28 protein-coding genes and 1 tRNA gene are annotated in these 26,056 nt (G+C 67.9%); 12 read left to right on the top strand and 17 right to left on the bottom strand.

What is annotated here, in order from left to right:
- The first annotated feature begins 366 nt into the window (after window positions 1–366).
- The 3 genes from EI982_RS05805 to EI982_RS05815 all read left to right on the top strand — a co-directional run bounded on the left by EI982_RS05805 (window position 367) and on the right by EI982_RS05815 (window position 2,554).
- Entirely contained in the window at window positions 367–1,443 is a 1,077-nt protein-coding gene (locus EI982_RS05805; RefSeq protein WP_157688588.1) for a glutamate--cysteine ligase, read from the top strand.
- Window positions 1,444–1,492: 49 nt separating this feature from the next.
- Window positions 1,493–1,993, top strand: coding sequence for a winged helix-turn-helix domain-containing protein (locus EI982_RS05810; RefSeq protein ID WP_157688589.1), 501 nt, complete (start codon window positions 1,493–1,495; stop codon window positions 1,991–1,993).
- A 78-nt stretch (window positions 1,994–2,071) separates the two neighbouring features.
- Window positions 2,072–2,554 carry a phosphopantetheine adenylyltransferase gene (locus EI982_RS05815; RefSeq protein ID WP_157688590.1) on the top strand — a complete coding sequence of 161 codons (483 nt, stop codon included), beginning with the start codon at window positions 2,072–2,074 and terminating at the stop codon, window positions 2,552–2,554.
- Between the two features lie 28 nt (window positions 2,555–2,582).
- On the opposite strand, the gene EI982_RS05820 is transcribed toward EI982_RS05815, so the two are convergent.
- Entirely contained in the window at window positions 2,583–2,891 is a 309-nt protein-coding gene (locus EI982_RS05820) for a transcription initiation factor IIB family protein (RefSeq protein ID WP_157688591.1), read from the bottom strand.
- Window positions 2,892–2,969: 78 nt separating this feature from the next.
- Here EI982_RS05820 and EI982_RS05825 point away from each other — a divergent pair.
- Window positions 2,970–3,053: transfer RNA gene (locus tag EI982_RS05825), tRNA-Leu, on the top strand.
- A gap of 216 nt (window positions 3,054–3,269) precedes the next feature.
- Here EI982_RS05825 and EI982_RS05830 read toward each other — a convergent pair.
- From EI982_RS05830 to EI982_RS05870, 9 genes are all read right to left on the bottom strand, one after another.
- Window positions 3,270–3,938, bottom strand: a complete 669-nt coding sequence (locus EI982_RS05830) for a helix-turn-helix domain-containing protein (RefSeq protein ID WP_157688592.1) — start codon at window positions 3,936–3,938, stop codon at window positions 3,270–3,272.
- Between the two features lie 626 nt (window positions 3,939–4,564).
- Window positions 4,565–4,927, bottom strand: a complete 363-nt coding sequence (locus EI982_RS05835; RefSeq protein ID WP_157688593.1) for a DUF5518 domain-containing protein — start codon at window positions 4,925–4,927, stop codon at window positions 4,565–4,567.
- Between the two features lie 68 nt (window positions 4,928–4,995).
- The gene (locus EI982_RS05840; protein ID WP_157688594.1) at window positions 4,996–8,442 is read right to left on the bottom strand and encodes a PAS domain S-box protein; all 3,447 of its coding nucleotides are present in this window, start codon (window positions 8,440–8,442) and stop codon (window positions 4,996–4,998) included.
- 63 nt (window positions 8,443–8,505) lie between these two features.
- A complete protein-coding gene (locus tag EI982_RS05845) occupies window positions 8,506–9,771 on the bottom strand; it encodes a CaiB/BaiF CoA transferase family protein (protein ID WP_157688595.1) in 1,266 nt (421 codons plus the stop codon).
- Window positions 9,772–9,828: 57 nt separating this feature from the next.
- A complete protein-coding gene (locus tag EI982_RS05850) occupies window positions 9,829–10,251 on the bottom strand; it encodes a thiol-disulfide oxidoreductase DCC family protein (RefSeq protein ID WP_157688596.1) in 423 nt (140 codons plus the stop codon).
- Window positions 10,248–10,943, bottom strand: a complete 696-nt coding sequence (locus EI982_RS05855; protein ID WP_233255297.1) for a YqjF family protein — start codon at window positions 10,941–10,943, stop codon at window positions 10,248–10,250. The genes EI982_RS05850 and EI982_RS05855 overlap by 4 nt, the downstream gene beginning before the upstream one ends.
- A 67-nt stretch (window positions 10,944–11,010) precedes the next feature.
- Window positions 11,011–11,592, bottom strand: coding sequence for a DUF7524 family protein (locus tag EI982_RS05860; RefSeq protein ID WP_157688597.1), 582 nt, complete (start codon window positions 11,590–11,592; stop codon window positions 11,011–11,013).
- A gap of 102 nt (window positions 11,593–11,694) precedes the next feature.
- A complete protein-coding gene (locus tag EI982_RS05865; protein ID WP_157688598.1) occupies window positions 11,695–13,038 on the bottom strand; it encodes a ribonuclease J in 1,344 nt (447 codons plus the stop codon).
- 218 nt (window positions 13,039–13,256) lie between these two features.
- Entirely contained in the window at window positions 13,257–13,433 is a 177-nt protein-coding gene (locus EI982_RS05870; protein ID WP_157688599.1) for a DUF5786 family protein, read from the bottom strand.
- Window positions 13,434–13,537: 104 nt separating this feature from the next.
- On the opposite strand from EI982_RS05870, the gene EI982_RS05875 reads away from it, so the two are divergent.
- Window positions 13,538–15,151 carry a long-chain-fatty-acid--CoA ligase gene (locus EI982_RS05875; protein WP_157688600.1) on the top strand — a complete coding sequence of 538 codons (1,614 nt, stop codon included), beginning with the start codon at window positions 13,538–13,540 and terminating at the stop codon, window positions 15,149–15,151.
- Between the two features lie 65 nt (window positions 15,152–15,216).
- On the opposite strand, the gene EI982_RS05880 is transcribed toward EI982_RS05875, so the two are convergent.
- Window positions 15,217–15,723, bottom strand: coding sequence for a gamma carbonic anhydrase family protein (locus EI982_RS05880; RefSeq protein ID WP_157688601.1), 507 nt, complete (start codon window positions 15,721–15,723; stop codon window positions 15,217–15,219).
- Between the two features lie 92 nt (window positions 15,724–15,815).
- Here EI982_RS05880 and EI982_RS05885 point away from each other — a divergent pair, with 92 nt between their 5' ends.
- From EI982_RS05885 to EI982_RS05895, 3 genes are all read left to right on the top strand, one after another.
- Window positions 15,816–16,301 carry a pyruvoyl-dependent arginine decarboxylase gene (locus tag EI982_RS05885; protein WP_157688602.1) on the top strand — a complete coding sequence of 162 codons (486 nt, stop codon included), beginning with the start codon at window positions 15,816–15,818 and terminating at the stop codon, window positions 16,299–16,301.
- A gap of 144 nt (window positions 16,302–16,445) precedes the next feature.
- Window positions 16,446–17,519, top strand: a complete 1,074-nt coding sequence (locus EI982_RS05890; protein WP_157688603.1) for a DUF2249 domain-containing protein — start codon at window positions 16,446–16,448, stop codon at window positions 17,517–17,519.
- Window positions 17,520–17,610: 91 nt separating this feature from the next.
- Entirely contained in the window at window positions 17,611–18,615 is a 1,005-nt protein-coding gene (locus tag EI982_RS05895; RefSeq protein ID WP_157688604.1) for a zinc-binding dehydrogenase, read from the top strand.
- A 74-nt stretch (window positions 18,616–18,689) separates the two neighbouring features.
- On the opposite strand, the gene EI982_RS05900 is transcribed toward EI982_RS05895, so the two are convergent.
- Complete coding sequence (locus tag EI982_RS05900; protein ID WP_157688605.1) at window positions 18,690–19,118, bottom strand: helix-turn-helix domain-containing protein; 429 nt, start codon at window positions 19,116–19,118, stop codon at window positions 18,690–18,692.
- A 197-nt stretch (window positions 19,119–19,315) separates the two neighbouring features.
- On the opposite strand from EI982_RS05900, the gene rdfA reads away from it, so the two are divergent.
- The gene (gene rdfA / locus EI982_RS05905; protein ID WP_157688606.1) at window positions 19,316–19,927 is read left to right on the top strand and encodes a rod-determining factor RdfA; all 612 of its coding nucleotides are present in this window, start codon (window positions 19,316–19,318) and stop codon (window positions 19,925–19,927) included.
- 81 nt (window positions 19,928–20,008) lie between these two features.
- On the top strand, window positions 20,009–21,952 hold the full coding sequence (locus tag EI982_RS05910; protein ID WP_157688607.1) for an archaea-specific SMC-related protein: 1,944 nt from the start codon (window positions 20,009–20,011) through the stop codon (window positions 21,950–21,952).
- 140 nt (window positions 21,953–22,092) lie between these two features.
- Here EI982_RS05910 and EI982_RS18290 read toward each other — a convergent pair whose 3' ends face one another.
- Entirely contained in the window at window positions 22,093–22,320 is a 228-nt protein-coding gene (locus EI982_RS18290) for a hypothetical protein (RefSeq protein ID WP_199243744.1), read from the bottom strand.
- Window positions 22,321–22,400: 80 nt separating this feature from the next.
- Here EI982_RS18290 and EI982_RS18295 point away from each other — a divergent pair, with 80 nt between their 5' ends.
- The gene (locus EI982_RS18295) at window positions 22,401–22,802 is read left to right on the top strand and encodes an RraA family protein (protein WP_199243745.1); all 402 of its coding nucleotides are present in this window, start codon (window positions 22,401–22,403) and stop codon (window positions 22,800–22,802) included.
- A 547-nt stretch (window positions 22,803–23,349) separates the two neighbouring features.
- Here EI982_RS18295 and EI982_RS05920 read toward each other — a convergent pair.
- Window positions 23,350–23,844, bottom strand: coding sequence for a DUF309 domain-containing protein (locus tag EI982_RS05920; protein ID WP_157688608.1), 495 nt, complete (start codon window positions 23,842–23,844; stop codon window positions 23,350–23,352).
- 89 nt (window positions 23,845–23,933) lie between these two features.
- Between EI982_RS05920 and EI982_RS05925 the strand changes: the two genes are divergently transcribed.
- Window positions 23,934–24,800, top strand: a complete 867-nt coding sequence (locus EI982_RS05925) for a M14 family metallopeptidase (protein WP_157688609.1) — start codon at window positions 23,934–23,936, stop codon at window positions 24,798–24,800.
- Here EI982_RS05925 and EI982_RS05930 read toward each other — a convergent pair.
- The 3 genes from EI982_RS05930 to EI982_RS05940 all read right to left on the bottom strand — a co-directional run bounded on the left by EI982_RS05930 (window position 24,743) and on the right by EI982_RS05940 (window position 26,027).
- A complete protein-coding gene (locus EI982_RS05930; protein WP_157688610.1) occupies window positions 24,743–25,192 on the bottom strand; it encodes a UPF0179 family protein in 450 nt (149 codons plus the stop codon). The genes EI982_RS05925 and EI982_RS05930 overlap by 58 nt on opposite strands.
- 25 nt (window positions 25,193–25,217) lie before the next feature.
- Window positions 25,218–25,598: a DUF5820 family protein gene (locus tag EI982_RS05935; RefSeq protein ID WP_157688611.1), complete on the bottom strand. Its 381-nt coding sequence runs from the start codon at window positions 25,596–25,598 to the stop codon at window positions 25,218–25,220.
- 279 nt (window positions 25,599–25,877) lie between these two features.
- Window positions 25,878–26,027, bottom strand: a complete 150-nt coding sequence (locus EI982_RS05940) for a hypothetical protein (protein WP_157688612.1) — start codon at window positions 26,025–26,027, stop codon at window positions 25,878–25,880.
- Window positions 26,028–26,056: the final 29 nt, after the last annotated feature.

Genomic DNA, 26,056 nt, shown 5'->3' on the forward strand with positions numbered 1-26,056 from the left:
CCGCGGTGGGACACGAAAAGTTCCGTTCGGGCGAATGACCGTCGAAATCGCCCGTGAGCCCGATTCGTGGACGGTGGCCGAGGATTCCGAGGGCTCGGAACGACGGTGGAATCCGACGACGTCACCGTCCGCTGATACTGGTATCGGGCCCTCTCGTCGGCACCCACCGGCCGTCGTTGAGCGGTCGGGGACCGAAGACGATTCCGTTGCCTGCGCGACGGTGACGAGCGGCCACGTCGGCTGGCACCGGGTCCGGCCGTCCTCCGGCGACGTCTCGGGAGACTTACAGTAGTTCGGAACACGGCCGTCGCCGCGTTCGATCGGCGTCCACGACTTATTTAATCGACCGCCTCGAACGACGCGTCGATGGATCTCGGCTCGCGGGACGCGTTCGAGCGGATGGGCACGCTCGGCATCGAAGAGGAGTTCTACATCGTCGACGAGGCGGGGCGACCGACCGCCGGCATCGACGACCTGGTCTACGGGAGCGACCCGCCCGAACCCCTCGTCGACCGCCTCGATCACGAGTTGTTCCAGTTCACCATCGAGACCCAGACGCCGCTGATCGAGCGACCGGACGACGCGGCCGACGCGCTGGGGACGGTCCGGACGGCGCTGGTCGACCACGCCGCCGACCACGGCTACCGGATCGCCGCGGCCGGCCTCCACCCGACGGCGAAGTGGCGCGAACTCGATCACGCCACCAAGGAGCGGTACCGCGCCCAACTCGACCGCATCCAGTACCCACAGCACCGCAACACGACCGCGGGCCTCCACGTCCACGTCGGCGTCGACGACGCGGACAAGGCGACCTGGATCGCCAACCGCCTCCGGTGGTACCTGCCACCCATCCTCGCGCTGTCGGCGAACTCGCCGTTCTGGAACGGCTTCGACACCGGACTGGCCTCGGCCCGGGCGAAGGTGTTCGAGAACCTCCCGAACACGGGCATCCCCACCGCGTTCGAGGATTTCGAGGCCTACCGACGGTTCGAGCGGCGGATGGTCGAGACGGGGTCGATCAACGACCGCGGCGAGCTCTGGTACGACGTGCGTCCGCACACGGGCCACGGCACCGTGGAGGTGCGGACACCCGACGCCCAGGCCGACCCGGATCGGGTCCTCGCCATCGCCGAGTACGTCCACGCGCTGGTCCTCGACCTAGCCGACCGGTACGACGACGGGGAGACGCTCCCCTCGCTCCGCCGCGAGTTCCTCGACGAGAACAAGTGGCGCGCCATGCGCTACGGCCACGACGCCGACTTCGTCGAACGCTCGGGCGAGGACACCGTCTCGCTCGACGCGTTCGTCGACCGGGAGTGCGACCGCCTCGGCGTCGACGGCCTCCACGACCTGCTCGACGCGCCCAGCGGCGCGGCCAGCCAGCGCCGCCTCAACCGCGAGGAGGGGCCCGAGGCGCTCCGTGAGTCCCTGTTGCTCGCCTGAGCGCAGCAAGCCTTTTGGTCGCCGGGTTCTGACCTTCGTTAGAGAACACATGTCAGAAGAGAACGGCTCCGAACGGCTCGACGCGGACGCGGAGGCGACCGACGACGACGTGTCGCCTCGGGAGCGCCTGGAGGCCGAGGCGGACCGCGCGGTCACGGAGTTCGACGAGGGCGTCGTCGACCTGCTGGCGTGGATCCTCGACACGGAGACGCGCGCGCGGATCTACGTCTACCTCAGGCAGCATCCCGGATCGACGAGCGACGAAGTCGCGGATGGGACCGGTCTCTACCCGAGTACGGTCCGGGAGGCCCTGGCACAGCTCCACGAGGAGGGGACCGTCGAGCGCCACAAGCGCGAGAGCGCGGGCGCCGGCAACAACCCCTACGAGTACGAGGCCATCGCGCCGAGCACGCTCGTCCAGGGGGCCGTCGGCCAGGTGCAAGAGCAGTTGAACGCCGTGTTCAACCTGGAGCGAGGATCGGACGGGGAGTCGAACGACGCCGGCGACGCCGACCCCGTCCGAATCACCGTCGAGGACGCCGACGAGTAACACCGCCGGACTGCGGTCGGGGACGGCCGGATCCCACGAGTCGACCCGTTTAAGTCTCGCCGAGTCGTGGGCCCGGACATGCAGGTCGCGCTTGGCGGGACGTTCGACCCGGTGCACGACGGACACCGTGCCCTGTTCGACCGTGCGTTCGAACTCGGCGACGTCACTGTCGGCCTCACGAGCGACGCCCTCGCCGCCGAGACGCGGAAGGTCCCCCGGCGCGTGCGCCCCTTCGAGGACCGGCGTGCGGACGTCGACGCCGAACTCGACGCCCTCGCCGCGGCGTACGACCACACCTACCGGATCCGACGCCTCGAGGAACCCACCGGCATCGCCACCGAACCGGGATTCGACGCCATCGTCGTCTCGCCGGAGACCCGGAGCGGCGCCGAGCGCATCAACGAGATCAGGGAGGCCCGCGGGCTCGCCCCACTCCGGATCGAAGTGGTCGATCACGTCCCCGCCGAGGACGGCGAGCGCATCTCCTCGACGCGAATCGTCCGCGGCGAGATCGACCGCCACGGCAACCTCACGCCCGAGCGCACCCCCGAGACCGACTGACCCTCGACGTCCTTCCGCCCGCTACGTGTCACCACTCCGGAGGACGAAACCCCGAGTCGGCAAGCAACTCCTTCCACCGCGTCTGAACGCTCAGTCGCGTCACGTCCATCGCCGCCGCGACCGATCCCTGCGAGCGCTCCTCGCCGGCGATCAATGCGCCGGCGTAGAGGCTGGCGGCCGCGACGGCGGGCTTCGAGCGCTCCTCGTCGGGGACGTTCGAGAGGAAGAGATCGACCGCGTTGGACCGCGCCTCGGTGTCGAGGTCCAGCCCGTCGGCCGCCCGCGTCAGTCGGGCCACCCACTCCTCGTTGTCCACGCGGTCCCGCGCGCGATACATGAGTTACCCTTCGCCGTCCGGCTACTTAATCTTCGAGGCGACAGCTTCTTACCCCGCTCGGCGGCAAGTCGGTGATGCGCGCGGGTAGCCAAGCCAGGAAAAGGCGCAGCGCTTAGGACGCTGTCCCGTAGGGGTCCGCCGGTTCGAATCCGGTCCCGCGCAGTGAGGAGCGAAGCGACGAACGAGCAGGAGCGGTTTGAACCCTAGAAACCGAGCGAAGCGAGGTTTCGTCCGGTTCGAATCCGGTCCCGCGCATGAGCGGACGAAGTGAGCGAAGAGCAGGAACGGATTCGAAGCAGGGAACGGAGCAATGCGGAGTGACCGTGGTTCGAATCCGGTCTCGCGCACTTCTGGGCTTGAACGAACGAGCAGCACGAATCACGCCGACGGAGAGTCACCGTCGTCCACCAGAGACGAGATGACGAGTCGCTTGATTCCACGCCGAAGGAGACCACTGGCTGCAGGTTGTGAGATATCCAGATCAGCGGCGACCTCGCCGAGGGTTACGTCCCGTGGTTCTTCGAAATATCCCGTTTCGAGTGCCACGAGGAGTGCTTCGCGTTGGCTATCGGTCAATCCGGCGTCGGTCGTTCCCAAACTAGCGTATTCGTTCACACGCAGTAGATCGATATCGACGTCATGCTGTTGTGCATACTCCCAGAGGGGAACCAGATCGGATCGGTCGGGCATCCACACCGTTAGGACCCAAGCGCGTCCGTCGTTTTCCATGTCGAGGATGACACCGTTCGCAGCCGAGATGACCGGTGAGAGAACCTTCGCGTCGTCGGTATACTCGAAGCTATAGATCGCCTCGTCGTCCCTGGTTTCGATGACTCGTTCGAATTCGCCAATAGTACTGTCGTGCCGTAATCCGTCTTCGAACCGGCAGAAATCGGATGATTCTATGTGATAGAAGAATCTCCCCGACGTCGGGTCGGTTCCCGCCTCCGACACCGACGTGACCTTCGAACTTCGATCGTGAGTGACTGTCTCCGTGAGGACGATATCGGGATGCTCGACTCGGACGACCGCTTTGATATCGGTCATTGTTCCATCGCGTGGTATTTGTGGTTCCGCGGTTACGGTCTTTCAGACGGCCGATCGGTACCGACGTTGTCGTGCGTGCTACTGGAACTGTAACGGTGGCCGTGTGGTGGCTTAACTGAGTCGGTCGCGAGCTCCGAAGAGGGGGTGCCGTTCGTTTTTTCACGTCACGACCGGCTCGGAGGATCGATACAGGCAGTGCGGGACTCCCCGAGACCGCTCCGCTCACCGGAATCGGTCCCGGCTATCCCGCCGTGTTAGGGACGATCACTGAACAGCATCGCCCGGAGGGACTCGACCCGACTGGCCTCGGACGACGGGCTGATCCCGGCGGGGAGGTAGAATTTCGAGTCGGTCGCGCTGTCTCGGTCGTCGGCATGGTTTCGCTGTCCCATACGAACGAACGGAAGGGACGTAACCGCATCGTTCTGTAGCTTAAGCCTATAACCCACTTATATGCACAGGGGAAAGCCCACGGCTGCAGCCGTCCTCGGAACGCTCCGTGTGCCGGTGGGCTGTACGAGGACGTCGCTCCCGCGAACGTGGGAGGAAGCCGACAACAGGGGATGGATCCACGCTCGAACGCTCGGCGGGACACTCCACAGTCGTAACCGGAATCGATCGTCGGGTTACGAAACCAGCGCGCCGATGGCGCCGCCGATGGCGCTGTCGAGCGCGACGACGAACGCGATGACGATCCCGACGGTCAGGACGCCGAGCCCGCCGACGAGGCCACCGAGTGGTCCGGCCCCGATGCCGCCGACGAGGGTGGCGAGGGGAACGATCAGGAGGACGATGACGATGCCGTCGAGGGCGCCGGCGAGCAGGCCGTGCCACGCACCGGAGCCGAGGCCGCCGCCGGCGAGATAGCCGGCGACGCCGCCGGCGACGAGCCCCGCGCCGATGTGCCCGATGATCGGGACGAAGAAGGCCAGGAGGCCGGCGACGATTCCGGCAACGAACCCCCAGAGGACCGCGGTCCAATCCGTCATACCCACACGCACGGCGGTCGGGGGGAAAACCCGCTCGGTGGTGGATCGCCGTCGATGGACCCGGGACCCTACTCGACGATCTCGACGCCGGTGATCTCGAAGCGCGCGCCGCCGTCGGGACCGTCGACCACGCGGATATCCCACCCGTGGGCGTCGGCGACCCCCTCGACGATGCTGAGGCCGAACCCGGTGCCGTCCTCGACGGTGGAGTAGCCGGCGTCGAAAACGTCCTCGCGCTCGGCGTCGGGGATGCCGAGGCCGTCGTCGGCGACGTAGAAGCCGTCGTCGAGCGCCCCGATAGTGACCGTCACGCCGGTCTCCGCGTCGGTCCCGGCGTCCGGGTCGGTCGTGGAGCCATGCTCCACTGCGTTCCGAACGAGGTTCTCCAGCAGCTGTCGGAGGCGACTCCGGTCGGCGCGGATCGTCAGGTCGGTGGCGACGACGAGTTCGGCCGCACTCGTCTCGACGGTGGTCCAGCACTCCCGGACCAGGTCGTCGAGGGCGACCGGTTCCACTTCGTCGATCCCCATCCCGCTCCGGGCGAGCGCGAGCAGGTCGTCGATCAGCGACTCCATGCGCTCGTGGGCACGGATCACCGAATCGAGGTTGTCGCGGCCCGCTTCGCAGACCTCCCGTGCCAGTTCGGCCTGCCCGCGGGCGACGTTGAGCGGGGTGCGGAGGTCGTGTGAGACGATGCTCGCGAACTCGTCCAGTCGCTCCTTCTCGCGTTCCAGTTCCCGTCGCTCGCTGACGTCGATGTAGAAGGTGAGCGTGCCGGTCACGTCCGCGTCCCGACGAGGGACCGACCGGAGGAGCGTCTCGACGACGTCGCCGTCGGCCGTGCGGAGCTTTCGGTCGGTGCGGACGAGTTCGCCGACGGTCGCGGGTTCGTAGCCGTCATCCGTCCGGTGTCGACGGCGTGAGTCGGGGGTGTAAAAGGACCCGAGTTCGCGGCCGACGACGTCCGTCCGGTCGTAACCGACCGTCTCGGCGAACAGGCGGTTGCAGTCCTCGACGATCAGCGTGCCCTCCTCGAGGCGGGTGACGACGGCCATGACCGGCGCCTCCTCGAAGAGGCGGCGGTACTGCGCCCGGAGTCGGCTCGTCGTCGCCTCCAGTTCCGCGGTCCGGTGGCGGAGGGCCTGCTCCCCCTCGCGTCGGTCGGTGACGTCCATCATCGCGGCGACGACGGCCTCGACCTCGCCGTCGGCCGTGGTCAGGGGTGCGGCGTTGACCGAGATCCACCGACGTTCCCCGTCCGGGCGGTCGACTCCCTGTTCGTGGTTCATCACGGGCTCGCCGGTTTCGAAGACGCGCCTGACCGGGAGCTCCGACGCGGGCATGGGCTCGCCGTCGGCGTCGACGACGCTCCACGCCGCGTCGTCGTAGGTGCGGTCGGTGATCGTCGACCGCGAGAGGCCGAGGATCTCCTCGGCGCGTTCGTTCGCCCGTCGGAACGAGCCGTCGGGGTCGACGATCATGATGCCGACGGGGCTGGTCTCTAACAGTCGCCGGATCTTCTCGCGCTCGGCACGGAGCGTCGCCTCGTGCTCCTTGCGCTCGGTGACGTCGGTGATGAACCCCTCCAGGACGGCCGGCTCGCCGTCGGCGTCGGGGACGGCTCGGCCGCGCTCCCAGAGCCACTTGACCGTGCCGTCCGCCGCGTGGATGCGGTAGGTGACCTCGAAGGAGTCGCCGTCGTCGAGGGCGTCCTGCACGACCTCCCAGGCCTCCGCTCGGTCTCCGGAGTGGAGGACGTCGTCGCCCCAACTCACGGCGTCGGACTCCAGTTCTGCGGCGGTGTAGCCGGTGAGCGCCTCGACCTCCCCTCGGAGATCCTCCATCGGCCACCCCGGTTCGTTCCGACAGCGATACGTTATCCCCGGGAGGTTGCTGATCAGCGTCTCCAAGCGCCGGACGTACTCCTTGCGTTCGGTCACGTTCCGCACGACGACCATGCCCTCGATCGTATCGAGGTGGTCGACGGGGACGATGTGTGTTTGGTACCACTCCCCGTGATAGGACTGCTCGAACATCCGCTCCTCGCCGTCGAGGGCCGCACGGTAGTGGGAAGCCTGCACGTCGGCGACGTCGGTGCCGAAGACGCCCTCGACGGTCCGGCCGACGAACGTCTCGGGGCCCAGCCCGAGGGCGTCGAGTTCGGCGCCGCCGGCGAGGACGACCTCCAGATCCTCGTCGAAGAGGAAGACGGCGCCGTCGGGGAAGTCCTCGACGAGCGTCCGGTAGCGGCGACGGCTCTCGCGGAGCGTCCGCTCGCGTTCGATCCGGGAGAGGGCCTCCTGCGTGTTGGCGGCGAGCGTCCGCGCGAGCGTGACGTCGGACTCGTCGAAGGCCCCGGACTCGGTCGCCGCGACGTACATCACGCCGTGGTCGCCCAGGGGCAGGATGATCTCCGAGCCGAACGCCGTGTCGGGGTTGTAGCGACCGGGTTCGGTGCTGACGTCCTCGAACACGCGGACCTCGCCGGTCCGAAACGCCTCCCACGAGAGGCTCTCGCCGGGGTCGTAGACCGGTGGCTCGCCGATCAACTCGACGGCCTCGTCGGTGACCGCGGCAGGCACGAGGGCGTCGGCGTCCCCGTCGTAGAGGTAGACGCTGTTTATCTGCAGGCCGAGGACGTCGCGGGCCGTCTCGACCGCCCGCTCGGCGACCGTCTGACGCGAATCGGCGGCCATCAACTCGCGGGTCGCCTCGTGGAGCGCCTCGATCCGCCGCCGGCGCTCCCGGCGCTCGGTGACGTCCTGAAACTGCGAGAAGACGGCGACGACCTCGCCCTCCTCGTCCGTGATGACTCGGTTGTGCCACTCACAGACGATCCGCTCGCCATCCTTGCGGACGTTCGCGTCGATACTGTGATAGCCCCCTTCGCCGTTCGCCAGCTTGGACGTGACCGCATCGACGCTCTCGTAACTGTCGCTGGCGACGATCTTCTCCCACGTCTCCCCGCGGAGTTCCGACTCGGAGTACCCGAGAATCTCCTCGGCGGCGTCGTTCAGGCGGACGATCTCGAAGTCGCTGTCGTACTCCAGGACGCCGAGCGGCGACTGCTCGATGAACAGGGAGAGTCGCTGTTGACTGGCTTCGAGTTCCCGCTGCGAGCGGTACTGTTCGACCGCGTTGGTGATGCGGTTCGCGAGGACGGCGTACCGTCCCGTGCCGCCGCCCTTCTGGAGGTAGTCGGTGACGCCCGCAGAGATGGCCCGGCTCGCGATCTCCTCGCTCCCCTTCCCGGTGAAGAGGACGAAGGGGAGATCCGGGTGGTCCTCGCGGACGGCGTCGAGGAACTCGAGGCCGTTCCGCCCCGGCATGTCGTAGTCGCTGACGATACAGTCGACGTTCATCGACCCGAGCAGCGACAGTCCATCCTCCGCGCCGGTGGCCGTCTCGACGTCGAACCGGTCGTCCTCGCGTTCGAGGAAGGTCGTAGCCATGTCGGCGAAAGCCGGGTCGTCGTCGACGTGGAGGACGGTGATTCGCTCCGTACTCGGGGTCATCGTCGGTGAGTGCCACCCCTTACCGGGGGCGGGATATAAGCGTGTGGCCGCCCCCCACGGACGTTACTCGCCCGGAATCGCGCCCTCGTCCCGGAGTCGCGTCAACGCGGCGTCGTCGTAGCCGAGTCCCCGGAGGATGGCCTCGGTGTCCTCGCCGAGGAGCGGCGGCGCGCCGTCGAAGCCGGCGTCGGCGTGCTCGTAGTTGAGCGGGTGTTCGATCACGGGAACCGTCCCGAGCGCGGGATGGTCGACCTCGCGAATCACGTCGCGGGCCTCGGTCTGCTCGTTGTCGAGGGCGGTCGGCACGTCGTAGACCGGGCCGACGGGGAGGCCGTGTTCGTCGGCCAGCAGGTCGACCCACTCGTCGGTCGGCCGTTCGCGGAACACCGCCGACAGCTCGGTTTCGAGTTCGTCCATGTTGGCGACGCGGTCGGGGTTGCTGGCGAAGCGGTCGTCCTCGGCCAGATCCGGTCGGTCGATAGCCGCACAGAGCTCCTCCCAGAGCTTCTGGTTGCCACAGCCGACGTTGAGGTAGCCGTCGGCGGTGGGGTACGCCTGGTAGGGGGCGAGCACGGGGTCTTTCGTCCCCATGCGCTCCGGTTGCTCGCCGACGAACGCCTTGCCGGCCTGCTTGGTGAGCCACGGGAGCGCGGCGTCGTGCATCCCGATTTCGATCCGGTCGCCCTCGCCCGTGAGCTCCCGCCGGAACAGCGAGCCGACGATGCCGAACGCCGCCCACATGCCGGTGATGAGGTCGGTCTGGGGCAGGCCGACCTTCACCGGGTCGCCGTCCTCCGGTCCCGTGACGCTCATGATGCCGCTGGTTCCCTGCACCAGGAGATCGTACCCCGGGCGACTGCTCCACGGCCCCGTCTCGCCGAACGCGGAGATGGAACAGTAGACGATATCCTCGTTCACCTCGCGGAGGTCGTCGTAGCCGACGTCGAGGCGCTCTGCGGTTCCCGGCCGGAAGTTCTCGACGACCACGTCCGCCTCCTCGACCAGGTCGTACAGCGCTTCGAGCCCCGAGTCGGTCTTGAGGTTGAACTCGACGCTCAGCTTGTCGTAGTTGATCGTCCAGAAGTAAGGCGACTCGCCGTTGTCGTCGGCGGTCCGCCCCGGGCCGTCGTAGTCCGGGTCCGGCTCGACGAAGGGCGGTCCGGAGTGGCGGTTGTCGTCGCCGACCTCGGGCCGTTCGACCTTGATGACCTCCGCGCCCTGGTTCGCCAGCATCAGCGTCGCGAACCCGCCGGTCACGAACGTGGTGAGATCCACGACGGTGATGCCGTCGAGGATGCGATCCGCGTCCGCGTCGTCGTTCGATGTCATACACGAACCTGCGAGCGACCCGACTAAAATCCTTCCGAGGGCGCGCCGGGGACGCGCTCACACTCCGTCGTCGAGGAAACGGTCGCGCACGTCGTCGTCCGGCACCATACACCGCTCCCGGCGGCCGAACCAGTCGTACCGGTTGGCGGCCACGACGTCGTAGCCGGCGTCCCGGAGCCGTCGGGGGAGGAGGCGGGCGACCCGGAGGAGGCGGTAGGGCCACCCGAGCAACTCCGCGACCCGGACGACGGCGGCGGACTTCGTGTAGGCCCGGTCGCCCTCGACGAGCACCACCGTGTCCGGATCCTCCGGGAGCCCCGCCCGCGCCAGCAACGCCTGCCCCGCCTCGGACTGGAGCGACGCGTAGCGGATGCGCCCCGCCGTGTCGCGGGGAGCCAGGAACCGAACGAACCCGTTACAGAGGTTGCAGACGCCGTCGAACAGGAGGACCGGGTCCTCGGGGAGCGCGTCGTCGCTCATCGCTCCCAGACCTTGCTCGGCGAGGCGGTCACGTCGAGCCCCGGACTGTAGTAGCGCGTCGGCGTGGCGTCCGGTCGCTCGAAGCCGTTGGCCGCAAAGAGCGTGTTCGTCCGCACGTCGGCGGTGGCGGGATACAGCGTCCAGGGGTCGTGGTCGATGTCGGCATAGCGGAGGGTGCCGTCCGGCGCCTCGGTGTAGAAGCGGTAGCGCTCGACGAGGAAGCGAGCGAGGGGATCCTCGCGCGCCTCGAACCCCGGCCCGACGGGGCGGTAGGTCGCCGCGTACACCGCGGGGCGGGCGCCGGGATGGCGCCGCCGGCTGACGAACCGAACCCCGTCGTCGCCGTCGCCCGTCAACGAGACCCGGGCGTAGTAGTACGGGAGGTGCTGGAAGAGGCGCGCGCCGAGGACGCCGAGCAGTCCCTCGGCGTCGAGGCTGAAGAAGTAGACGCCGGGTTCGCCGTCGCGGGTGACGTAAGTCCGCAAGTTGAGTTCCGGGAGTCGGAAGCCACCCCACTCCGGCAGCCCCGCAGGGCGGACCGCGACGTTGGTGAAGGGGACGACCGAGAGCCACGCGCGGCCGTCGTGTTCGTCGACGGTCAGCGCGTCCGGAACGTGCGCGTCGACGACGGCGGGGTCGACCGGCCAGTTCTCGAACAGCAGGTGTCGCCAGCCCATCTCCAGCGGGACCATACCGGACCGTGGGGCGCCGGCCCCAAAACGTCGCCGTCCGGTGGCCGGGGGGTCACCGGTCGCCGGGTCACTGAAAGAGGACGACGAGGGCGACGAGTACCGCGCCGACGACGACGCCCGCACCGACGAGCACCAGCTGGCTGTCGACGGCGTTCGCGACGGCCGCCGCGACGCCCACGGCGACGAGGCCGAGCAGCAGGACCGGCAGCGCCCGTCGTCCGGGGAGCGCCCCGGCGAGCCGCCGGCTCAGTGGCGTCGTGTCGGTGCTCTCGGCCGCGTTCGCGGGGCTGGAGAGCGTCTCGTCGACGTCGACCGCCCCCCCGTCGTCGGCTGGTTCGACCGTCACCTCGACGGTGCGTGTCTCGGCGCCGTAGCCGGTGGAGATTTCGAGGGTGCCCGTGACCGACTCGTCCACGTCGCTCACGCCGACGGGAACCGAGCGGGTGGTCTCGCGCTCGACGAAGAGATTGCCGTCGGCGTCGATGCGGGCGACCGGCGACAGGGCGTCGTCGGCGCGAACGTGGACGTGGACGGCCTCACCGTGGTTGCGGAGCTCGACCGAGAACGGCTCGGCGGTCGCGAACTCCGCGGGGGCCTCGACGTCGTGAAGCTCCCCACGGTTCAACTCGACGAGCAACACCGGAGTCACAGGCCGAGGGTCACACCCGGGGACGAAAAAACTTCAGGCCGTTCGGCTCGTCGTGCGGCCGTCGCGGTCGTTCGCTCCGACGGCACCGGTTCGCGGCCACGGTCACACCAGCTGGATCACGTTGCCGTTCGCGGTGACGTGCAGGTCGCGACCCAGTTCGTAGCCCTGTCCCGACGCGAGGTCGACGTAGCCGGAGAAACCGCCCATGTCCTGGTGTGCGGGGATGACGTGCTGGGGCTGGAGGGCGTCGAGCATCTCGTAGTGGCCCTCCTGACGGAGGTGGCCGGAGACGTGGATGTCGTCGTAGATGCGGGCGCCCTGCATGCGGAGCAGACGCTCGGACTGGTAGCGCTGGCCCTCGTTGGTCGGCTCCGGAATGACGCGGGCCGAGAACAGCACCTTGTCACCGTCTTCGAGGTCGTAAGGGGTCTCGCCGCGACCCATCCGGGTGAGCATCGCCCGCGGCTCGCCCTGGTGGCCCGTCACGACCGGTAGGAAGTTCTCCTTGCCTTCCTCCATGATGCGGTTGAACGCGCGGTCGACGGACTTCCGGTGGCCGTACATCCCCAGGTCGTCCGGGAACGTCGCGGCGCCGATGCGCTCGGCGGTGCCCGAGTACTTCTCCATCGAGCGCCCGAGCAGGATCGGTTCACGCCCGATGTCCTTCGCGAACTCGACGAGGCTGGTGACGCGGGCGATGTGGGAGCTGAACGTCGTGGCGACGATACCCCCGTCGTAATCCTCGACCGAGTACATCACGTCGCGGAGGTGTTTCCGGGCGACGGACTCGCTCGGCGTGCGGCCCTTCTTGTTCGCGTTGGTGCAGTCCTCGATGTAACAGAGGACGCCCTCGCCCTCGCGACCGATCTCGCGGAACCGCTTCATGTCGATCGGATCGCCGATCACCGGCGAGTGGTCCATCCGCTTGTCCAGCCCGTAGACCACCGCGCCCTCCGGCGTGTGGAGGACGGGGTTGATCGCATCGATGATCGAGTGGGTCACGTTCACGAACTCGAGTTCGCACCGCTCGCCGATGGACATGGTCTCGCCGGCCTCCATCTCGACCAGGTCGTTGTCGACGACGAACTTGCCCTCGTCGTGGACCTCCTCCTCGACGAGTTCGAGCGTGAAGGGCGTGGCGACGATGGGGGCGTCGTAGCGGTGGGCGAGTTTCGAGATGGCGCCGATGTGATCCAGGTGGCCGTGGGTCGGAACGATGGCCTTGACGTCGCCCTCGAGGTCGCTCATCACCCGGTCGTCCGGGATGGCGCCCATGTCGATCAGATCGAGACTGTGCATCTCCTCCGTCTGGAGGTTGTCGTGAACCAGTACCTGCGAGAGGTTGAGCCCCATGTCGAAGACGACGATGTCGTCCCCGGCACGGACCGCAGTCATCTGTCGCCCGACCTCCTCGTAGCCGCCGATGGTTGCGATTTCGATTTCCATGGTGGGAGCCGATCAGAGCGGTCCCAGAACTCGTCGGAGTTCGCCGTGCGAAGGAGGTTCGGACGTGATCGGCGCGCGCCGGCCGGAACGACCGCCGACGGCGACGCCCACGACCGTCCCGGGGACAACGCGTCTTTCGGTTATCGTGAACTTGGTCGCCCCCACGTAAATACCCCGTGGAACGGCTCGGGGGTCGGAGAACGGATCGTCGCGGCCGCCTACTCGTCGTCCTTGATCTCGGCCAGCTGGTCGACGAGGTCGTCGGTCGAGGCGTCCGTCTCGAAGCTGACCTCCCCCTCGTGGTCGTTCTCGTGGACGGCGACGCCCTCGGACCCGTCGTCGTCGTCGATCTCTTGGTTCTGCTGCTCTGACTCGTCGTAGCTCCCGAAGCCCATACCCGAGGGTGGGACTGACGGGGGTTAAAGTGGCTCGGTTCCCCCGCGTCGCCGGTCGTTCAACAAAAACAATTATAGAATCGGGCGGACACGTTCGGGTCGTCATGCAGAAGCCGCTCCTAGTGACGGACTTCCTCGACAGGGCCCGGGAGTATTACGGCGACAGCGAGGCGGTCGTCGCGACGACGGGCGATCGGTACACGTACGACGAACTGGGCGAGCGGGCGGATCGGTTCTCGGCCGCGCTCCAGGCCCGGGGGATCGAGAAGGGCGACCGGGTGGCGGTGCTGGATCCGAACACCCACTACCACCTGGAGGCGGCCTACGGGAGCATGCAACTCGGGGCGGTCCACACGCCGCTCAACTATCGGCTGACGCCCGAGGACTTCGAGTACATCCTCGCGGACGCGGGCGTCGACGCCATCTACGCCGACCACGAGTACGCGGCCAAAGTGGAGGCGGTCCGGGACGGCGTGCCGACGGAGACGTTCGTCACGAACGACCCGGCGGCCGTCGACGGCGACTGGGAGGGGTTCGACGCGCTGCTCGACGACGCGGGGACCGACTACGACCGCCCCGGGATGAGCGAGGACGAGGTGATCACGATCAACTACACTTCGGGGACCACCGGCGACCCGAAAGGCGTGATGCGCAGTCACCGCTGTGAGACGCTCCACGCCTACCTCGTGACGATCCACCAGAAAATCTCGGACGACGACGTCTACCTCTGGACGCTCCCGATGTTCCACGTCAACGGCTGGGGTCACATCTTCGCGGTCACGGGCATGGGTGCGAAACACGTCTGCACCCGCGGGGTCGACGCCGAGTGGATCCTCGAGACGGTCGTCGCCGAGGACGTCTCCTACCTCTGTGGCGCGCCGACGGTGTTGAACCTACTGATCGACCACTACCGCGAGCACGACGTCCCCACGAGCGGGGCGAACGACGTGCGCATCGCCACCGCGGGGTCGGCGCCGCCGGAGGCCACCATCCGCACCGTCGAGGACGAATTCGGCTGGTATCTCACACACGTCTACGGCGCCACCGAGACGGGGCCGCTGGTCACCACCTCCGACGCCCGCCGCCGATTCGCGGACGACAGCGCCGACCGCTTCGCCGTCAAGAAGCGACAGGGGCTCGGCTTTCTCGGCACCGAGGTCCGCGTCGTCGACGAGGACGGCGAGGACGTGCCCCAAGACGACGAGACGATCGGTGAGGTGGTCGTCCGCGGCAACCAGGTGATGGAGGGGTACTGGGAGAAACCCGAGGCCACCGAGGCGGCCTTCACCGAACGGGCCGAGGGCTACTACCACATGGGCGACCTGGCGACGGTCGACGAGAACGGCATGATCGCCATCCAGGACCGCAAGAAGGACATCATCGTCACCGGCGGGGAGAACGTCTCCAGCATCGAACTGGAGGACACGCTGTTCGAGCATCCGGCGGTGTCGAGCGTGGCGGTCGTTCCGGCGCCGAGCGATCGGTGGGGCGAGGAGCCCAAGGCCTTCGTGGTCCCGGAGAGCGGCGACCCCGCGGCTCCGGGCGTCACCGCCGAGGAACTGATCGAGTTCACCCGCGACCGTCTCGCGGGGTTCAAGACCGTCAAGCGCGTCGAGTTCGTCGACACCCTCCCGACGACGGCGACCGGTAAGGTCCAGAAGTACGAGCTCCGCTCCCGGGAGTGGGAGGACGAGGAGCGGATGATCGGGGAGGGGTGATCGGGATCGTCGGGGGTTCTCGCCGGGACGATCCGGCGAGAATCGGTGGACAGTTACGGGACTCCCTATTCCTCCTCGACGACCGTCGACGTCTCGGCGTACAGGTCGGCCTTCTCGACGTACCGGTCGGCGGCGGCTCGCCACGAGGAGTCCGGCACCTCCTTGACGACCTCGGCGGGCGTCCCGGCGACCAGCGTCTCGGGGGGGACGTCCGTCCCCTCGGTGACGACGCTGCCGGCGGCGACGATGGCGCCCGTGCCGATCGTCGCGTCGTCGAGGACGACCGCCCCCATCCCCACCAGCGCCCGTTCCTCCACCGTCGCCGCGTGGACGATGGCGGTGTGGCCGACGGTGGCGTACGGGCCGACGACCGCGTCCTCGTGGCAGACGGCGTTGTCCTGGACGTTCGCCCCCTCGCGGATCCGGATCGGTTGGTCGCCGCGGAGCGTCGCGTTCGGCCAGACCGAGGCGTCGCGCTCGACGGTCACGTCGCCGACGACGACCGCCGCGTCGTCGACGTAGGCGTCCTCGTGGACCGTCGGTTCGACGCCGTCGACCGCTCTGAGTACCATGCGTACGCGTCCGTAGGGCTCGGATAAAGTTCCCCCGTCCGTCGACCGGCCGCGACCGAACCCCCTTTCGCCCTCGCCCGCGAAGCGTCGGCATGAGCGACGACATCGCGGTCGTGTGGGGGCACGGTGAGGCCGGAACGCCCCTGAGTGCGTTCGACGCCGCGCTGGCAGGGGCCGGCATCCACAACTACAACCTCGTCACCTACTCGTCGGTCGTCCCGCCCGAGCGGTCGGTCTCGAAGGTGGGTCGCGTCGAGGCCGAGTACGGTGTCGGCACGTCGGTCGGGGTAGTCCTCGCGGAGGCGGAGGCCACGCGGCCGGACGAGACGGTCGCCGCCGGTCTGGGCTGGATCCGCGCCCGTGAGGGTGGCGTGTTGATGGAGAGTTCCGCGGCGTCGGCGGCGGCCGTGCGGGCGGATCTCCGGGAGAAACTCGCGGACGCCCGACGACTCCGCGACTGGGAGTGGGACGGCGACGCGGAACTCGCGGTCCACGAACACACCGTCGACCGGACCGGTGCGGTGGTCGTCGCGGCCGTCTACGGCCCGGTCGCCCACGGGGCGGTAGGCGGGCGGTGACTCTCGAGGGACACCCGTCGACGACGCCACGCCACGTCGTCGGGTCGCGTCCCCGGCGGGACAGGGTCGGTCGCGAACACGTTTTCCACGGGTCCCGAACCACTTCGACGAAGTGACCATACGTCCGCCCCGGTATCCACAGGTATGGAGCCGACAGCGGAGGTCGATCTGCGGGAGCGGCCGAGCGGGGAGCACCGTGCCCGACTCTTCGAGGTGCTGGCGGCGGCCGACGCCGGCGACGAGGTCGCCGTCGTGGCCGAGCGGGACGTCGATCCACACCTGGTTCGCTACGTGATCGAGCGCGGGCGGGCACTGGACTGGACGTACGCGGACCCCGACGCGGAGCCGCGGGAACTGCGGGTGACCGTCGGCGACCCCCTCGATGACGCCCGCGGGACGGTCGACGTCCGCGATCTGAAACCCCGGCGGCGACACCGGGTCCTCCTCGAAACCTTCGACGAGCTGGGAGCGGGCGAGGGGTTCGTCCTAGTGAACGACCACGATCCAAAGCCGCTGTATCACGAACTCGAATCGATGCACGGCGACGTCGTCGAGTGGGAGTACGCGAGCCGTGGCGGGGGCGAGTGGCGCGTCGAGGTGGTCAAGACCGAGGCGTCCGATGCCGACGACGAGGGCGTCGTCACGCGGTACGACGTCCGCGAGATTCCCAAAGCGGAGCGACATCCCACGATCCACCACCGGTACGGGATGATCCCCGCGGGCGGGACGATGGAACTCGTCGCTTCCCACGAACCGCGGCCGCTCCGCCGGGAGTTCCGGCAACAGTACGGCGACTCGTTCACCTGGGAGGTCGTCGAGTCGGAGCCGGGCCGCTGTCGCGTCCGGATCACCAAAGACGCGTCCGTCGACGCGTCGTCGACCGCCGACGAGTCGGCCGACGCGGACGGCGTCTCGGCCGCGCCCGCGGACGACGAGTCCATCGACGTGATCGAGGAACTCGACGTCCGGGACCTGCCGCCGGCCCAGCGCCACGAGCGGATCTTCGACGCCTACGACGCGCTCGACCCGGGGACGGGGGTCGTCGTGGTGAACGACCACGACCCCAAGCCGCTCTATCACCAGTTCGACGCCGAGGCCGGACCGGCGTTCCGCTGGGAGTACCGGGCACGCGACCCCGGGGAGTTCAGGGTGCTGATCGGCCGGGCCGAGACGGCGGCCGACGGGGCGACCGACGAGGGACCGAGTACCCCGTTCTGAGGGGCTCCAGCCGGCGGCCGGCCGTCGAACGCCCACCCGCCTCTCCGCGAACACCGGGTATACCCGTCCGAGTCCCCAACCCCGGTTCGAAATGTCTTCCGAGATGAACGCCTACACGATCGAGGAGTTCGGCGGCCCGGACGTGTTCGAGCGGACGACGACCGCGGTACCCGAACCGGGGCCCGACGAGGTCCGCGTCGAGGTCGTCGCCTCCAGCGTCAACCCGGTCGACTACAAGGTCCGACAGGGGTATATCCCCGATTTCACGCCGGATTTCCCGGCGACGCTCCACTGCGACGTGGCCGGCGTCGTCGACGCGGCCGGCGAGAACGTCGAGGCGTTCGAGGCGGGCGACGAGGTGTACGGCATGCCCGGCGGCGTGGGCCGGCAGGGCGCGCTCGCGGACTACGTCGTCGGGCACGCGGGCACGTTCGCGCACGCTCCCGAGTCGATCCCGCTCGCGGACAGCGCCGCGCTCCCGGTCGTCGCCCTGACCGCGTGGGAGATGCTCGCCGACAAGGCCACCGTCGACGTCGGCGACGACGTCCTGGTCTACGGCGCGACGGGGGGCGTCGGCCACGTCGGCGTCCAGTTGGCCGACTGGTTCGGGGCGACCGTCACCGCGACGGGGTCGAGCGAGGAGAAACGCGCCCTCGCCCGAGACCTGGGAGCCGACGCCACGGTCGACTACACCCAGGCCGACGTCGGGACGTACGTCGACGAGCACACGGCCGGCGCCGGCTTCGACGTCGTCTTCGACCCCGTCGGCGACGACCACCTCGACACGGCGTTCGAGGCGGTCCGTCCCTACGGCTCCGTCGTCACGACCGAATCCAGCGAGGCGACGGACGTAGACCTCGCGCCGATGCACGCCACCTCGCTCGAACTCGGGGTCGTACTCGTCATCTACCCGGTACTGGCAGGGCGGGGACAGGAACGGATCGGCGCGGAACTGGAGACCATCGCGACGCTCGTCGACAAGGGCGTCCTCGCCCCGCACGTCGACGAGCGGTACGCGTTCGACGACGTCGCGGAGGCCCACCGCCGCGCCGAGCGTGGCGACTTCGTCGGCAAACTGTTGCTCGTCGCCGAGTGAGGGTCGGAACCCCGAGTCGGCGAAACGCTCGAAATAAGTAATTGCATATTTTGTCGGCCCGTACAGCGCCCGGATCATCGCTCCTCGGACGTGGCCTCGTTTAATATCGTCCGGGCCGACCGCAGCGTGTAGGAGACGTCGAACGCATCCGAGAGATGTCGTCGGACCAGCTCGGGCGTCCACTCGGAGTGGTCGTACTCGAACGCAGCGGGATCCATCCGGAGATGTGCCTCCAGTCGGCGACGCTCCGCGTCGTCGAGCCGCGACGGACGTCCGGGCTTCGGGTCGTCCTCGAGGGCCGCCGAGAGGGACTCCCGTTCGAGGCGAGTGAGCCAGTTGTAGACCGTCTTCCGGGAGTAGCCGTACCGTCGGGCGAGCGTCGTCTGTGACACGCCGTCCTTGTGCGCGATGGCGATCATCAGCCGCTGTGCGGCCTTCGGCGAGTCGACGCGCCGCAACTCGTCGCGCAGCGTCTCGACGGAGACGGAATCGAGGGTCGGCATGGTTCTCGCCCGTACTCGTTTGTCTGTGTAATTAATTATTTCGACGCGGGCCGCGCGGACGGACGAACGTTCGTCCGGTCCAGGTTCCTCGGGCGTCGCTCGCTACCGCGAGCCTCCATCGCGGAACCGGTAACGCGATCGAATTCCGCACGCGACGCCTGAGCAAGACCTATCCGTGTGAGTTCGAAAGGGGGGTCATGGGCGACGACAGCCGGGGGCGGCCGAGCAAGGTGGTGCGCCTCGTCGAGGAGTACGGCCTCGAAGGGGTGGGCGAGGAACTGGAGGATCTCTGGACGGCCGACGACCCGGACGAACGCCGCAGCCTCCGTGACCTCGCGCACTACTTCAACCGGCGGCTCGTCGAGGCGGCGCTTGCCGAACGGAACGTCCAGACGGTCGACGGGGAGGGCGAGAACATCTACCGGTTGCTGACCGACGACGACGTGAGTGCCGACGACCGTATCCGGATGGAGCGGCGACTCGAACGGGACGGGGTCGACGTCGACGGGATCCGGTCGGCGTTCGCCTCGTATCAGGCGATCCGGACGTATCTCACGGAACACCGGGAGGTGGAGTACGAGTCCCAGCGGACGGATCGGGTCGAGAGCGTCGACCGCAGCGTCCAGCGGCTCAGAAGTCGGACCGCGACCGTCACCGGGGACAAGCTCACACAGCTCGACGCCGGGGACGAGATCACGCTCGGCGACGCACAGGTGACCGTCGACGTCCGCGTCTACTGTCCCGACTGTGATCGGCAGTTCGAGGTCGGAGCCCTGCTCGAACGCGGCGGCTGCGACTGCGCCGACTGAGGGACGGATGCCGACCCGTCCGTCCGCTCGACCGGTGTCCGCGGGCACAGAATTAAATAGGCAACCGCACGTGTGACCCGTATGAGCACGGAACAGGCGACCGGGGAGACACACGTAACCGTACGGAATATCGGGGGGATCGACGAGACGGCGGTGACGCTCGAACCGGGCGTGACCGTGTTGACCGGTCGAAACGCGACCAACAGGACCTCGTTCCTGCAGGCGATCATGGCCGCCCTGGGGAGCGAGGACGTCTCGATGAAGGCCGACGCCGACGAGGCCCGCGTCGAGCTGGCACTCGACGGCGAGACGTTCACGCGCACGCTTGAGCGACGAAACGGGCACGTTCGGCCGAGCGGCACCCCGTACCTCGACGATCCGACGCTGGCCGACCTCTTCGCGTTCCTCCTCGAATCGAACGAGGCACGGCGCGCCGTCACGACGGATGCGGACCTCCGCGATATCATCATGCGGCCGATCGACACCGACGAGATCCAGTCGGAAATCGACCGACTGGTCGACCAACGGCGGGAGATTACACGGGAACTCGACGAGTTGGACGACCTCAAGGCACGGCTCCCCGCGTTAGAGGAGAAGCGCACGGGGTTGAAAGCCGACATCGAGGAGACCGAAGGCGAACTTCGGGACGTCGAAGCGCGGATCGAGTCCACCGACGCCGACGTCGAACAGAGCCGCGAGGAGCGGGCGGAACTCGAGGAGAAACTCGAGAAACTCCGCGACAAACGGTCGTCCCTCGAGACGGTTCGCTACGACCTCGAAACCGAGCGGAACAGCCTCGAATCGCTCCGGTCCGAACGGGCGGAGCGAGCCGACGAGTACGACGACCTCTCGGAAACGCCCGCTGGGGAACTCGAGGACCTCGAATCCCGGATCGACCGGCTCCGTGATCGAAAACAGCGCCTCGAAACCGAGGTGACCGACGTCCGAAGCATCATCCAGTTCAACGAGGAGATGTTGGAGGAGGGGACCGGCGACGTCGTCGACGTCCTGAGCGACGACCGCGAGGGCGGCGAGATAACGGACGGGCTGGTGCCGGGGAAGACGGTCACGTGCTGGACGTGTGGAAGCGACGTCGACGCCGAACAGATCGAGGAGACCGTCGACACGCTGCGCGACCTGAACCAGCGGGCGGTCGGGGAGATCGGCGACATCGACGACGAACTCGCCGAACTGAAGGAGCGACGCGACGAACTCGAAGCGGAGCAACGTCGCCGCGAGCAGCTCGAGCGCGAGCGTCGGGAACTCGACGCGAAGATCGAACGGACCGAGGAGCGGGCCGCCGAGCTCGCGGAGCGGCGCGACGAGCTCCGGGACGAGATGGAGGGGATCGAACGACAGATCGCGACGCTCGAGGACGACACCTACGAGGATGTCCTCGACCTCCACAAGGAGGCCAACCAGCTCGAATACGACCTGGGATCCCTCGAGAACGACCTCGAACGGGTCGAGGAGAACATCGCGACGATCGAGGAGCGACTGGACGAGGAGTCCGAACTCCGTGCGCGACGGGAGGAACTCGGGGACGAGATCGAGTCGCTGCGGACCCGGATCGCCCGCATCGAGCGGGAGGCGATCACCGAGTTCAACGACCACATGGACACGGTGCTCGACCTGCTCGACTACGAGAACCTGGAACGGATCTGGATCGAGCGCACCGAAACCCGGGTCCGTGACGGGCGGGAGAAGGTGTCCAAGACGGCCTTCGAACTGCACGTCGTCCGGCGGACGGACGGCGGGACGTCCTACGAGGACCGGATCGGACACCTGTCGGAGAGCGAACGGGAAGTGACCGGCTTCGTCTTCGCGCTGGCGGGCTTTCTCGCCCACGAGGTGTACGAAACGGTCCCGTTCATGCTCCTCGACTCGATGGAGGCGATCGACGCCAACCGGATCGCGACGCTGCTCGAATATCTCGAGGGGTACACGCAGTACCTCGTCGTGGCCCTGCTCCCGGAGGACGCGAACCCGGTACCGGACGACCACCACTACGTCGAGTCGATCTGATCGGCGGACCGACGACGCGATAACCGTCACAGAAGTACTTTTGTTATCAAAACCGCCGGAGACGGTATCGCGGTCCGGGCGCACCATCGAAGGGAGGACCGGAGACCCGTCGGAACGAACCCGGAGACGGCGCCCGACGGTCACCGGGGGTCCGCGTTCAGTCCCTCGTCCAGGAACTCGGCGCGCCGTTCGGCTCGGCGGCGTTCGTCACGGAGGGCGTCGACCAGGCGGTCGGCCATCGTGCGGAACCCGTGGTCCGGATCGCCGTGTAGTTCGCGGAAGAACTCCTTGTTCGCCGTCTCGCAGTCTTCGATCCACTCGTCGTCGAGACTGCTCGCGCCGTGGAGGGTGCCGACGACGTTGCCCACGAGGCTGCCGTGGTGTCCGCGTCCCGCCCGAAGCTGGCCGCCTCGAAGATGGCGCGGTTGGGGTCGTCCCCGTTCCCGGCGTGCAGGACGCCGACGGCCGCAGGGAGCAGTTCGACGCCGCTCGGGCTGAAGATCCCTCGACGTACGCGTCGAAGGTCGGGGTGAACGGGGTCGTCACGAACGGGGCGGTCCGGGACCTCGACGGCATCCGGGACCTCGGGTCCCCCGTCTTCGCCCGGGCCCTCACACCCCGTGGGCCGAGTGGGACCGAGGAGATCGATCGGAACGTCCCGGTGACAGTCGGCGGCGCGCCGATCGAGCCGGGCGACGTCGTCGTCGCCGACGAATCCGGCGTCGTCGTGATCGAACGCGACGCGGTCGAGGACGTCACCGCGACCGCCGAGACGGAGCGGAACGTCGAGAGCCTGATTCACGAGGGACTGTCGCTCGAACGGGCGCTCGAAGAGGCCGGAATGGCGTAGCCCGCCCGGTTCGTACACGGGGAAGACGCCCGGGGCACGGGATCCGTTACCGACGAGATCCGATGGCCGGACACGCTTCTTATAATATTTCGATATATTCTATAAATATTGTATGTTTGCGAGAAACGTCGCGATCGAACCCAGGCCGGGCGTGAAGACGTCGATCCGAACCGTATCGCACCTGGTTGGAAGCCTATACGGTCTTTCAGCGTCTCAAAGACGATATATCGACGTCTAATTGCCACTCGAACGGATCGGATTCCCGCGTACGATTCCGGTCACGGTCTCGACGCCAAGGAGAAACTCTCAGCAGTTCAAAGGACATTTCAGGGTCGTTAATCGATCTATATTCCACCGGCAACGACGATTTCGATTCCGTGGCTCGTGAGCGAAGCTCCGCACGGCCGAGTTATGTAATATTTTTGGTTAAAAATATAATTTCTGCGATTTCAAGTAATATTGAGGCGATCGAGCGTCGCCGAAGGCCGATTGACCTTCCGCTAGGCGCCGGAGGGGAGCCGGCGGCGGCGCCGAACCCCGGCTCGACTCACTCCAGCCGTTCGGCGTACGAGAAGTCGACGTCCGTCGCTTCGGGGGTCGATCCGTCGAGGGCGATCCGCCACCCGTGGAGAGTGGTCGGGTCGTCGCACGCGTCCGTGAGCGTCGTCCGCACGTCGACGAGGTCGACGCCGTAGTAGTCGTCGGGGATGCCGCCGAGGTACTGGAGCGCCGTCTGGAAGAGACTACACATTCCGTCGTCGTTCTCGAAGTCGAAGTGCTTGTACGCGCCCGCCGCGACCTGTACCATCCCGTGGAGGAAGGCGCTCTCGGTGGTCCCGCTCCCGTAGTTGTACCACTCGTCCTCGAAGCAGTCGTGTGACTCGTGGAACGCGCCGGCGTTGTAGAGGCGGACGCCGTGGATCACCGCGCGGCGGAGGGTTCCGTGTTCCCACCCGTTCGACGGGGCGCGGTCCGCACTCCACCCGGTCGGATCGCCCGACACCGGCGGTCCCACCTCGTAGTCCCGGGTGTGGTCGTCCATACCGAACCCAGTCGGTCCACCGGCCTAACACCTGCGGTGGGGACGACGGGACGGAAACGCACTTCAACGCCCGGGACCAGGTGTGTACAATGAGGATACGAGAGTTCGGCGACGACCCCCAGGTGGCGGTCGTCGCGGCGGTCCACGGCGACGAACCCTGCGGCCCCCGCGCGGTCGACGAACTGCTTTCCGACCCGCCGTCGTTCCGGCGGCCGGTGAAGTTCGTCGTCGCCAACGAGGGTGCCCTGGACCGCGACGTGCGATATCTGGACGACGACCTGAACCGGGCGTTCCCCGGCGACGAGAACGCGGAGAGCCACGAGCGGCGACTGGCACCGCGGCTGCTGGCCGAAGTGGAGGACTGTACGACGCTCGCGCTTCACTCCACGCAGTCGTACGCCGACCCCTTCGCCCTGGTCGACACGGTCGATCCGGAGACGGCGTCGCTCTGTGCGCACCTCCCCATCGACGCGGTCGTCGAGACGGACGCGTACGCCGGGGGTCGGCTGATCGACTACCCCGGCACCGTCGAGGTGGAGTGTGGACTGCAGTGGTCCGACGGGGCTGCCGAGAACGCCCGACTGGTGATCGACGCGTTCCTCGCCGCGGCGGGCGTGCTGCCGTCGGAGGCCGGTCTGGAGACGGCCGATGGCGACGTGCCGATCTTCCGTCTCACCGGACGCGTGCCGAAGGCGCCGGCGACCGAACACGAAGTGTTCGTCGAGAACTTCGAGCGAGTGCCCGCCGGCGTCCCGTTCGCGGCGGCCGACGGCGACGACCGGGTGGCCGACGAGCCCTTCTATCCAATCCTGATGTCGGCCGAGGGGTACGAGAGCGTGTTCGGGTACGCGGGCGAGCGAGTCGGCCGACTGGCCGACATCGCGGACCCGGCGGACGGTCACTCCTCGCGGGGCGCGAGTTCGACCAGCGTGAGGTCACGGTCCAGCATACAGTAGTCGTGGGGTGGGTCGCCCACCACCTCGTCGATGCGGTACTCCGCGCCGAGTTCCGCGCCGTCGGGGACACAGTAGGTGTGACTCGGACAGTCGGTGTACGGACACGACCCGGCCAACTCCGTCTTGCTGCCGGCGTAGGCTCCCTTCGATGGCACGTTCGCGGGGATGGATGCCGGTTCGACCTCGACGGCGCGAACGCCGCCGTCGTGGACGGCACAGTCGAGCGTTTGAGCGCCCTCGCGAACGCCCGTGATCCGGTACCGGGTCCCTGGAGAGAGGTCGAGACACTGACCGCGGTAGGGACAGCCCTCGCAGGCGCTGGATTCGCCGCGGAAGACGAACTCGCGGCCCACCTCTGCGAGGCGCGTTCCGATGAGCGTGACCTCCGACATACCCGAACGTTCACGACCCGGTCGGTTAAGCCTCGCGACCGAGCAGTTCGTCGAGGCGCTCGAAGTACGCCTCCCGTGGGACCTGGTAGACCTCGCGGTAGTCGACATCGCCGGCGGCGAACGCGCGGGCGAACTCGACCGCCGTCTCGACGGCAGCCGGCCGGTCGTCCGCCGACTCGACCCGCGCCTCGACTTCGGGTTCGAGATACAGCGTGACGGTCCATCCGTCGCTTTCCCCGCTCCCGGGCCGACGCCGGGGCGACCCCGGGGAGAGGTAGACAGTCGGGAGACAGGGCGCAGGGAAGGCCTCGGTGTCGAACACGTCGGGACGGTAGGCCAGGATCGCCCGCCCCTCGGACTCCTCGTGCCAGACCGTCCAGCCGTCGGGAAGCGCGTCGAATGTCACGCCCCCTACTTCGTGCCGACGACCCTATACTTCGCGGTCCGCGGCGACGCGTGCCGGCGACGGATCGGCCACTCGTCGCCCCCTCCGTCCGAGACGTCCACACGGCTAGTCGTGGGTTCGAGTTCTCCCGTTCGTGACACGCGGACCAGTGCGGCCCCGGGTACCCGGCCGCCGGAGTCCGATACGGGCGAGCCGTTCATACTGTTTATTGTAAGTCAGCACCGGTGGTTCGCCAGGACAGTCCGGCGAACCACCGGTGAACAGTTACACTAATCCGTATCAGTCCAGGTTCGAAATCGCCTCGTCGATGTCGAAGTCCTCGGTGGTCTCGGACCCCTCCTCGCTGCGGTCGACTTTCTCTCCGTCCTCTTCGATCTCCACGTCCTGTGGCTCGTCCTCGGTGAACTCCGTGTTGACGCCCCAGGGCACGCTACCGGCCCCCGGTTCGGACGGAATCG

The organism is Haloplanus salinarum, from assembly GCF_009762275.1.
GTDB classification, from domain to species: Archaea; Halobacteriota; Halobacteria; order Halobacteriales; family Haloferacaceae; genus Haloplanus; species Haloplanus salinarum.

What these genes read in the sequence shown, in the direction of transcription:
- EI982_RS05850 (WP_157688596.1), bottom strand. Translation starts at nt 10,251, where the DNA reads ATGAGCGACGACGCGCTCCCCGAGGACCCGGTCCTCCTGTTCGACGGC.
- EI982_RS05880 (WP_157688601.1), bottom strand. Translation starts at nt 15,723, where the DNA reads ATGGTACTCAGAGCGGTCGACGGCGTCGAACCGACGGTCCACGAGGAC.
- EI982_RS05870 (WP_157688599.1), bottom strand. Translation starts at nt 13,433, where the DNA reads ATGGGCTTCGGGAGCTACGACGAGTCAGAGCAGCAGAACCAAGAGATC.
- EI982_RS05885 (WP_157688602.1), top strand. Translation starts at nt 15,816, where the DNA reads ATGAGCGACGACATCGCGGTCGTGTGGGGGCACGGTGAGGCCGGAACG.
- EI982_RS05920 (WP_157688608.1), bottom strand. Translation starts at nt 23,844, where the DNA reads ATGGACGACCACACCCGGGACTACGAGGTGGGACCGCCGGTGTCGGGC.
- EI982_RS05805 (WP_157688588.1), top strand. Translation starts at nt 367, where the DNA reads ATGGATCTCGGCTCGCGGGACGCGTTCGAGCGGATGGGCACGCTCGGC.
- EI982_RS05810 (WP_157688589.1), top strand. Translation starts at nt 1,493, where the DNA reads ATGTCAGAAGAGAACGGCTCCGAACGGCTCGACGCGGACGCGGAGGCG.
- EI982_RS05930 (WP_157688610.1), bottom strand. Translation starts at nt 25,192, where the DNA reads ATGTCGGAGGTCACGCTCATCGGAACGCGCCTCGCAGAGGTGGGCCGC.
- rdfA (WP_157688606.1), top strand. Translation starts at nt 19,316, where the DNA reads ATGGGCGACGACAGCCGGGGGCGGCCGAGCAAGGTGGTGCGCCTCGTC.
- EI982_RS05925 (WP_157688609.1), top strand. Translation starts at nt 23,934, where the DNA reads ATGAGGATACGAGAGTTCGGCGACGACCCCCAGGTGGCGGTCGTCGCG.
- EI982_RS05875 (WP_157688600.1), top strand. Translation starts at nt 13,538, where the DNA reads ATGCAGAAGCCGCTCCTAGTGACGGACTTCCTCGACAGGGCCCGGGAG.
- EI982_RS05815 (WP_157688590.1), top strand. Translation starts at nt 2,072, where the DNA reads ATGCAGGTCGCGCTTGGCGGGACGTTCGACCCGGTGCACGACGGACAC.
- EI982_RS05890 (WP_157688603.1), top strand. Translation starts at nt 16,446, where the DNA reads ATGGAGCCGACAGCGGAGGTCGATCTGCGGGAGCGGCCGAGCGGGGAG.
- EI982_RS05900 (WP_157688605.1), bottom strand. Translation starts at nt 19,118, where the DNA reads ATGCCGACCCTCGATTCCGTCTCCGTCGAGACGCTGCGCGACGAGTTG.
- EI982_RS05830 (WP_157688592.1), bottom strand. Translation starts at nt 3,938, where the DNA reads ATGACCGATATCAAAGCGGTCGTCCGAGTCGAGCATCCCGATATCGTC.
- EI982_RS05835 (WP_157688593.1), bottom strand. Translation starts at nt 4,927, where the DNA reads ATGACGGATTGGACCGCGGTCCTCTGGGGGTTCGTTGCCGGAATCGTC.
- EI982_RS05865 (WP_157688598.1), bottom strand. Translation starts at nt 13,038, where the DNA reads ATGGAAATCGAAATCGCAACCATCGGCGGCTACGAGGAGGTCGGGCGA.
- EI982_RS05910 (WP_157688607.1), top strand. Translation starts at nt 20,009, where the DNA reads ATGAGCACGGAACAGGCGACCGGGGAGACACACGTAACCGTACGGAAT.
- EI982_RS05840 (WP_157688594.1), bottom strand. Translation starts at nt 8,442, where the DNA reads ATGACCCCGAGTACGGAGCGAATCACCGTCCTCCACGTCGACGACGAC.
- EI982_RS05820 (WP_157688591.1), bottom strand. Translation starts at nt 2,891, where the DNA reads ATGTATCGCGCGCGGGACCGCGTGGACAACGAGGAGTGGGTGGCCCGA.
- EI982_RS05845 (WP_157688595.1), bottom strand. Translation starts at nt 9,771, where the DNA reads ATGACATCGAACGACGACGCGGACGCGGATCGCATCCTCGACGGCATC.
- EI982_RS05855 (WP_233255297.1), bottom strand. Translation starts at nt 10,943, where the DNA reads ATGGTCCCGCTGGAGATGGGCTGGCGACACCTGCTGTTCGAGAACTGG.
- EI982_RS05895 (WP_157688604.1), top strand. Translation starts at nt 17,611, where the DNA reads ATGTCTTCCGAGATGAACGCCTACACGATCGAGGAGTTCGGCGGCCCG.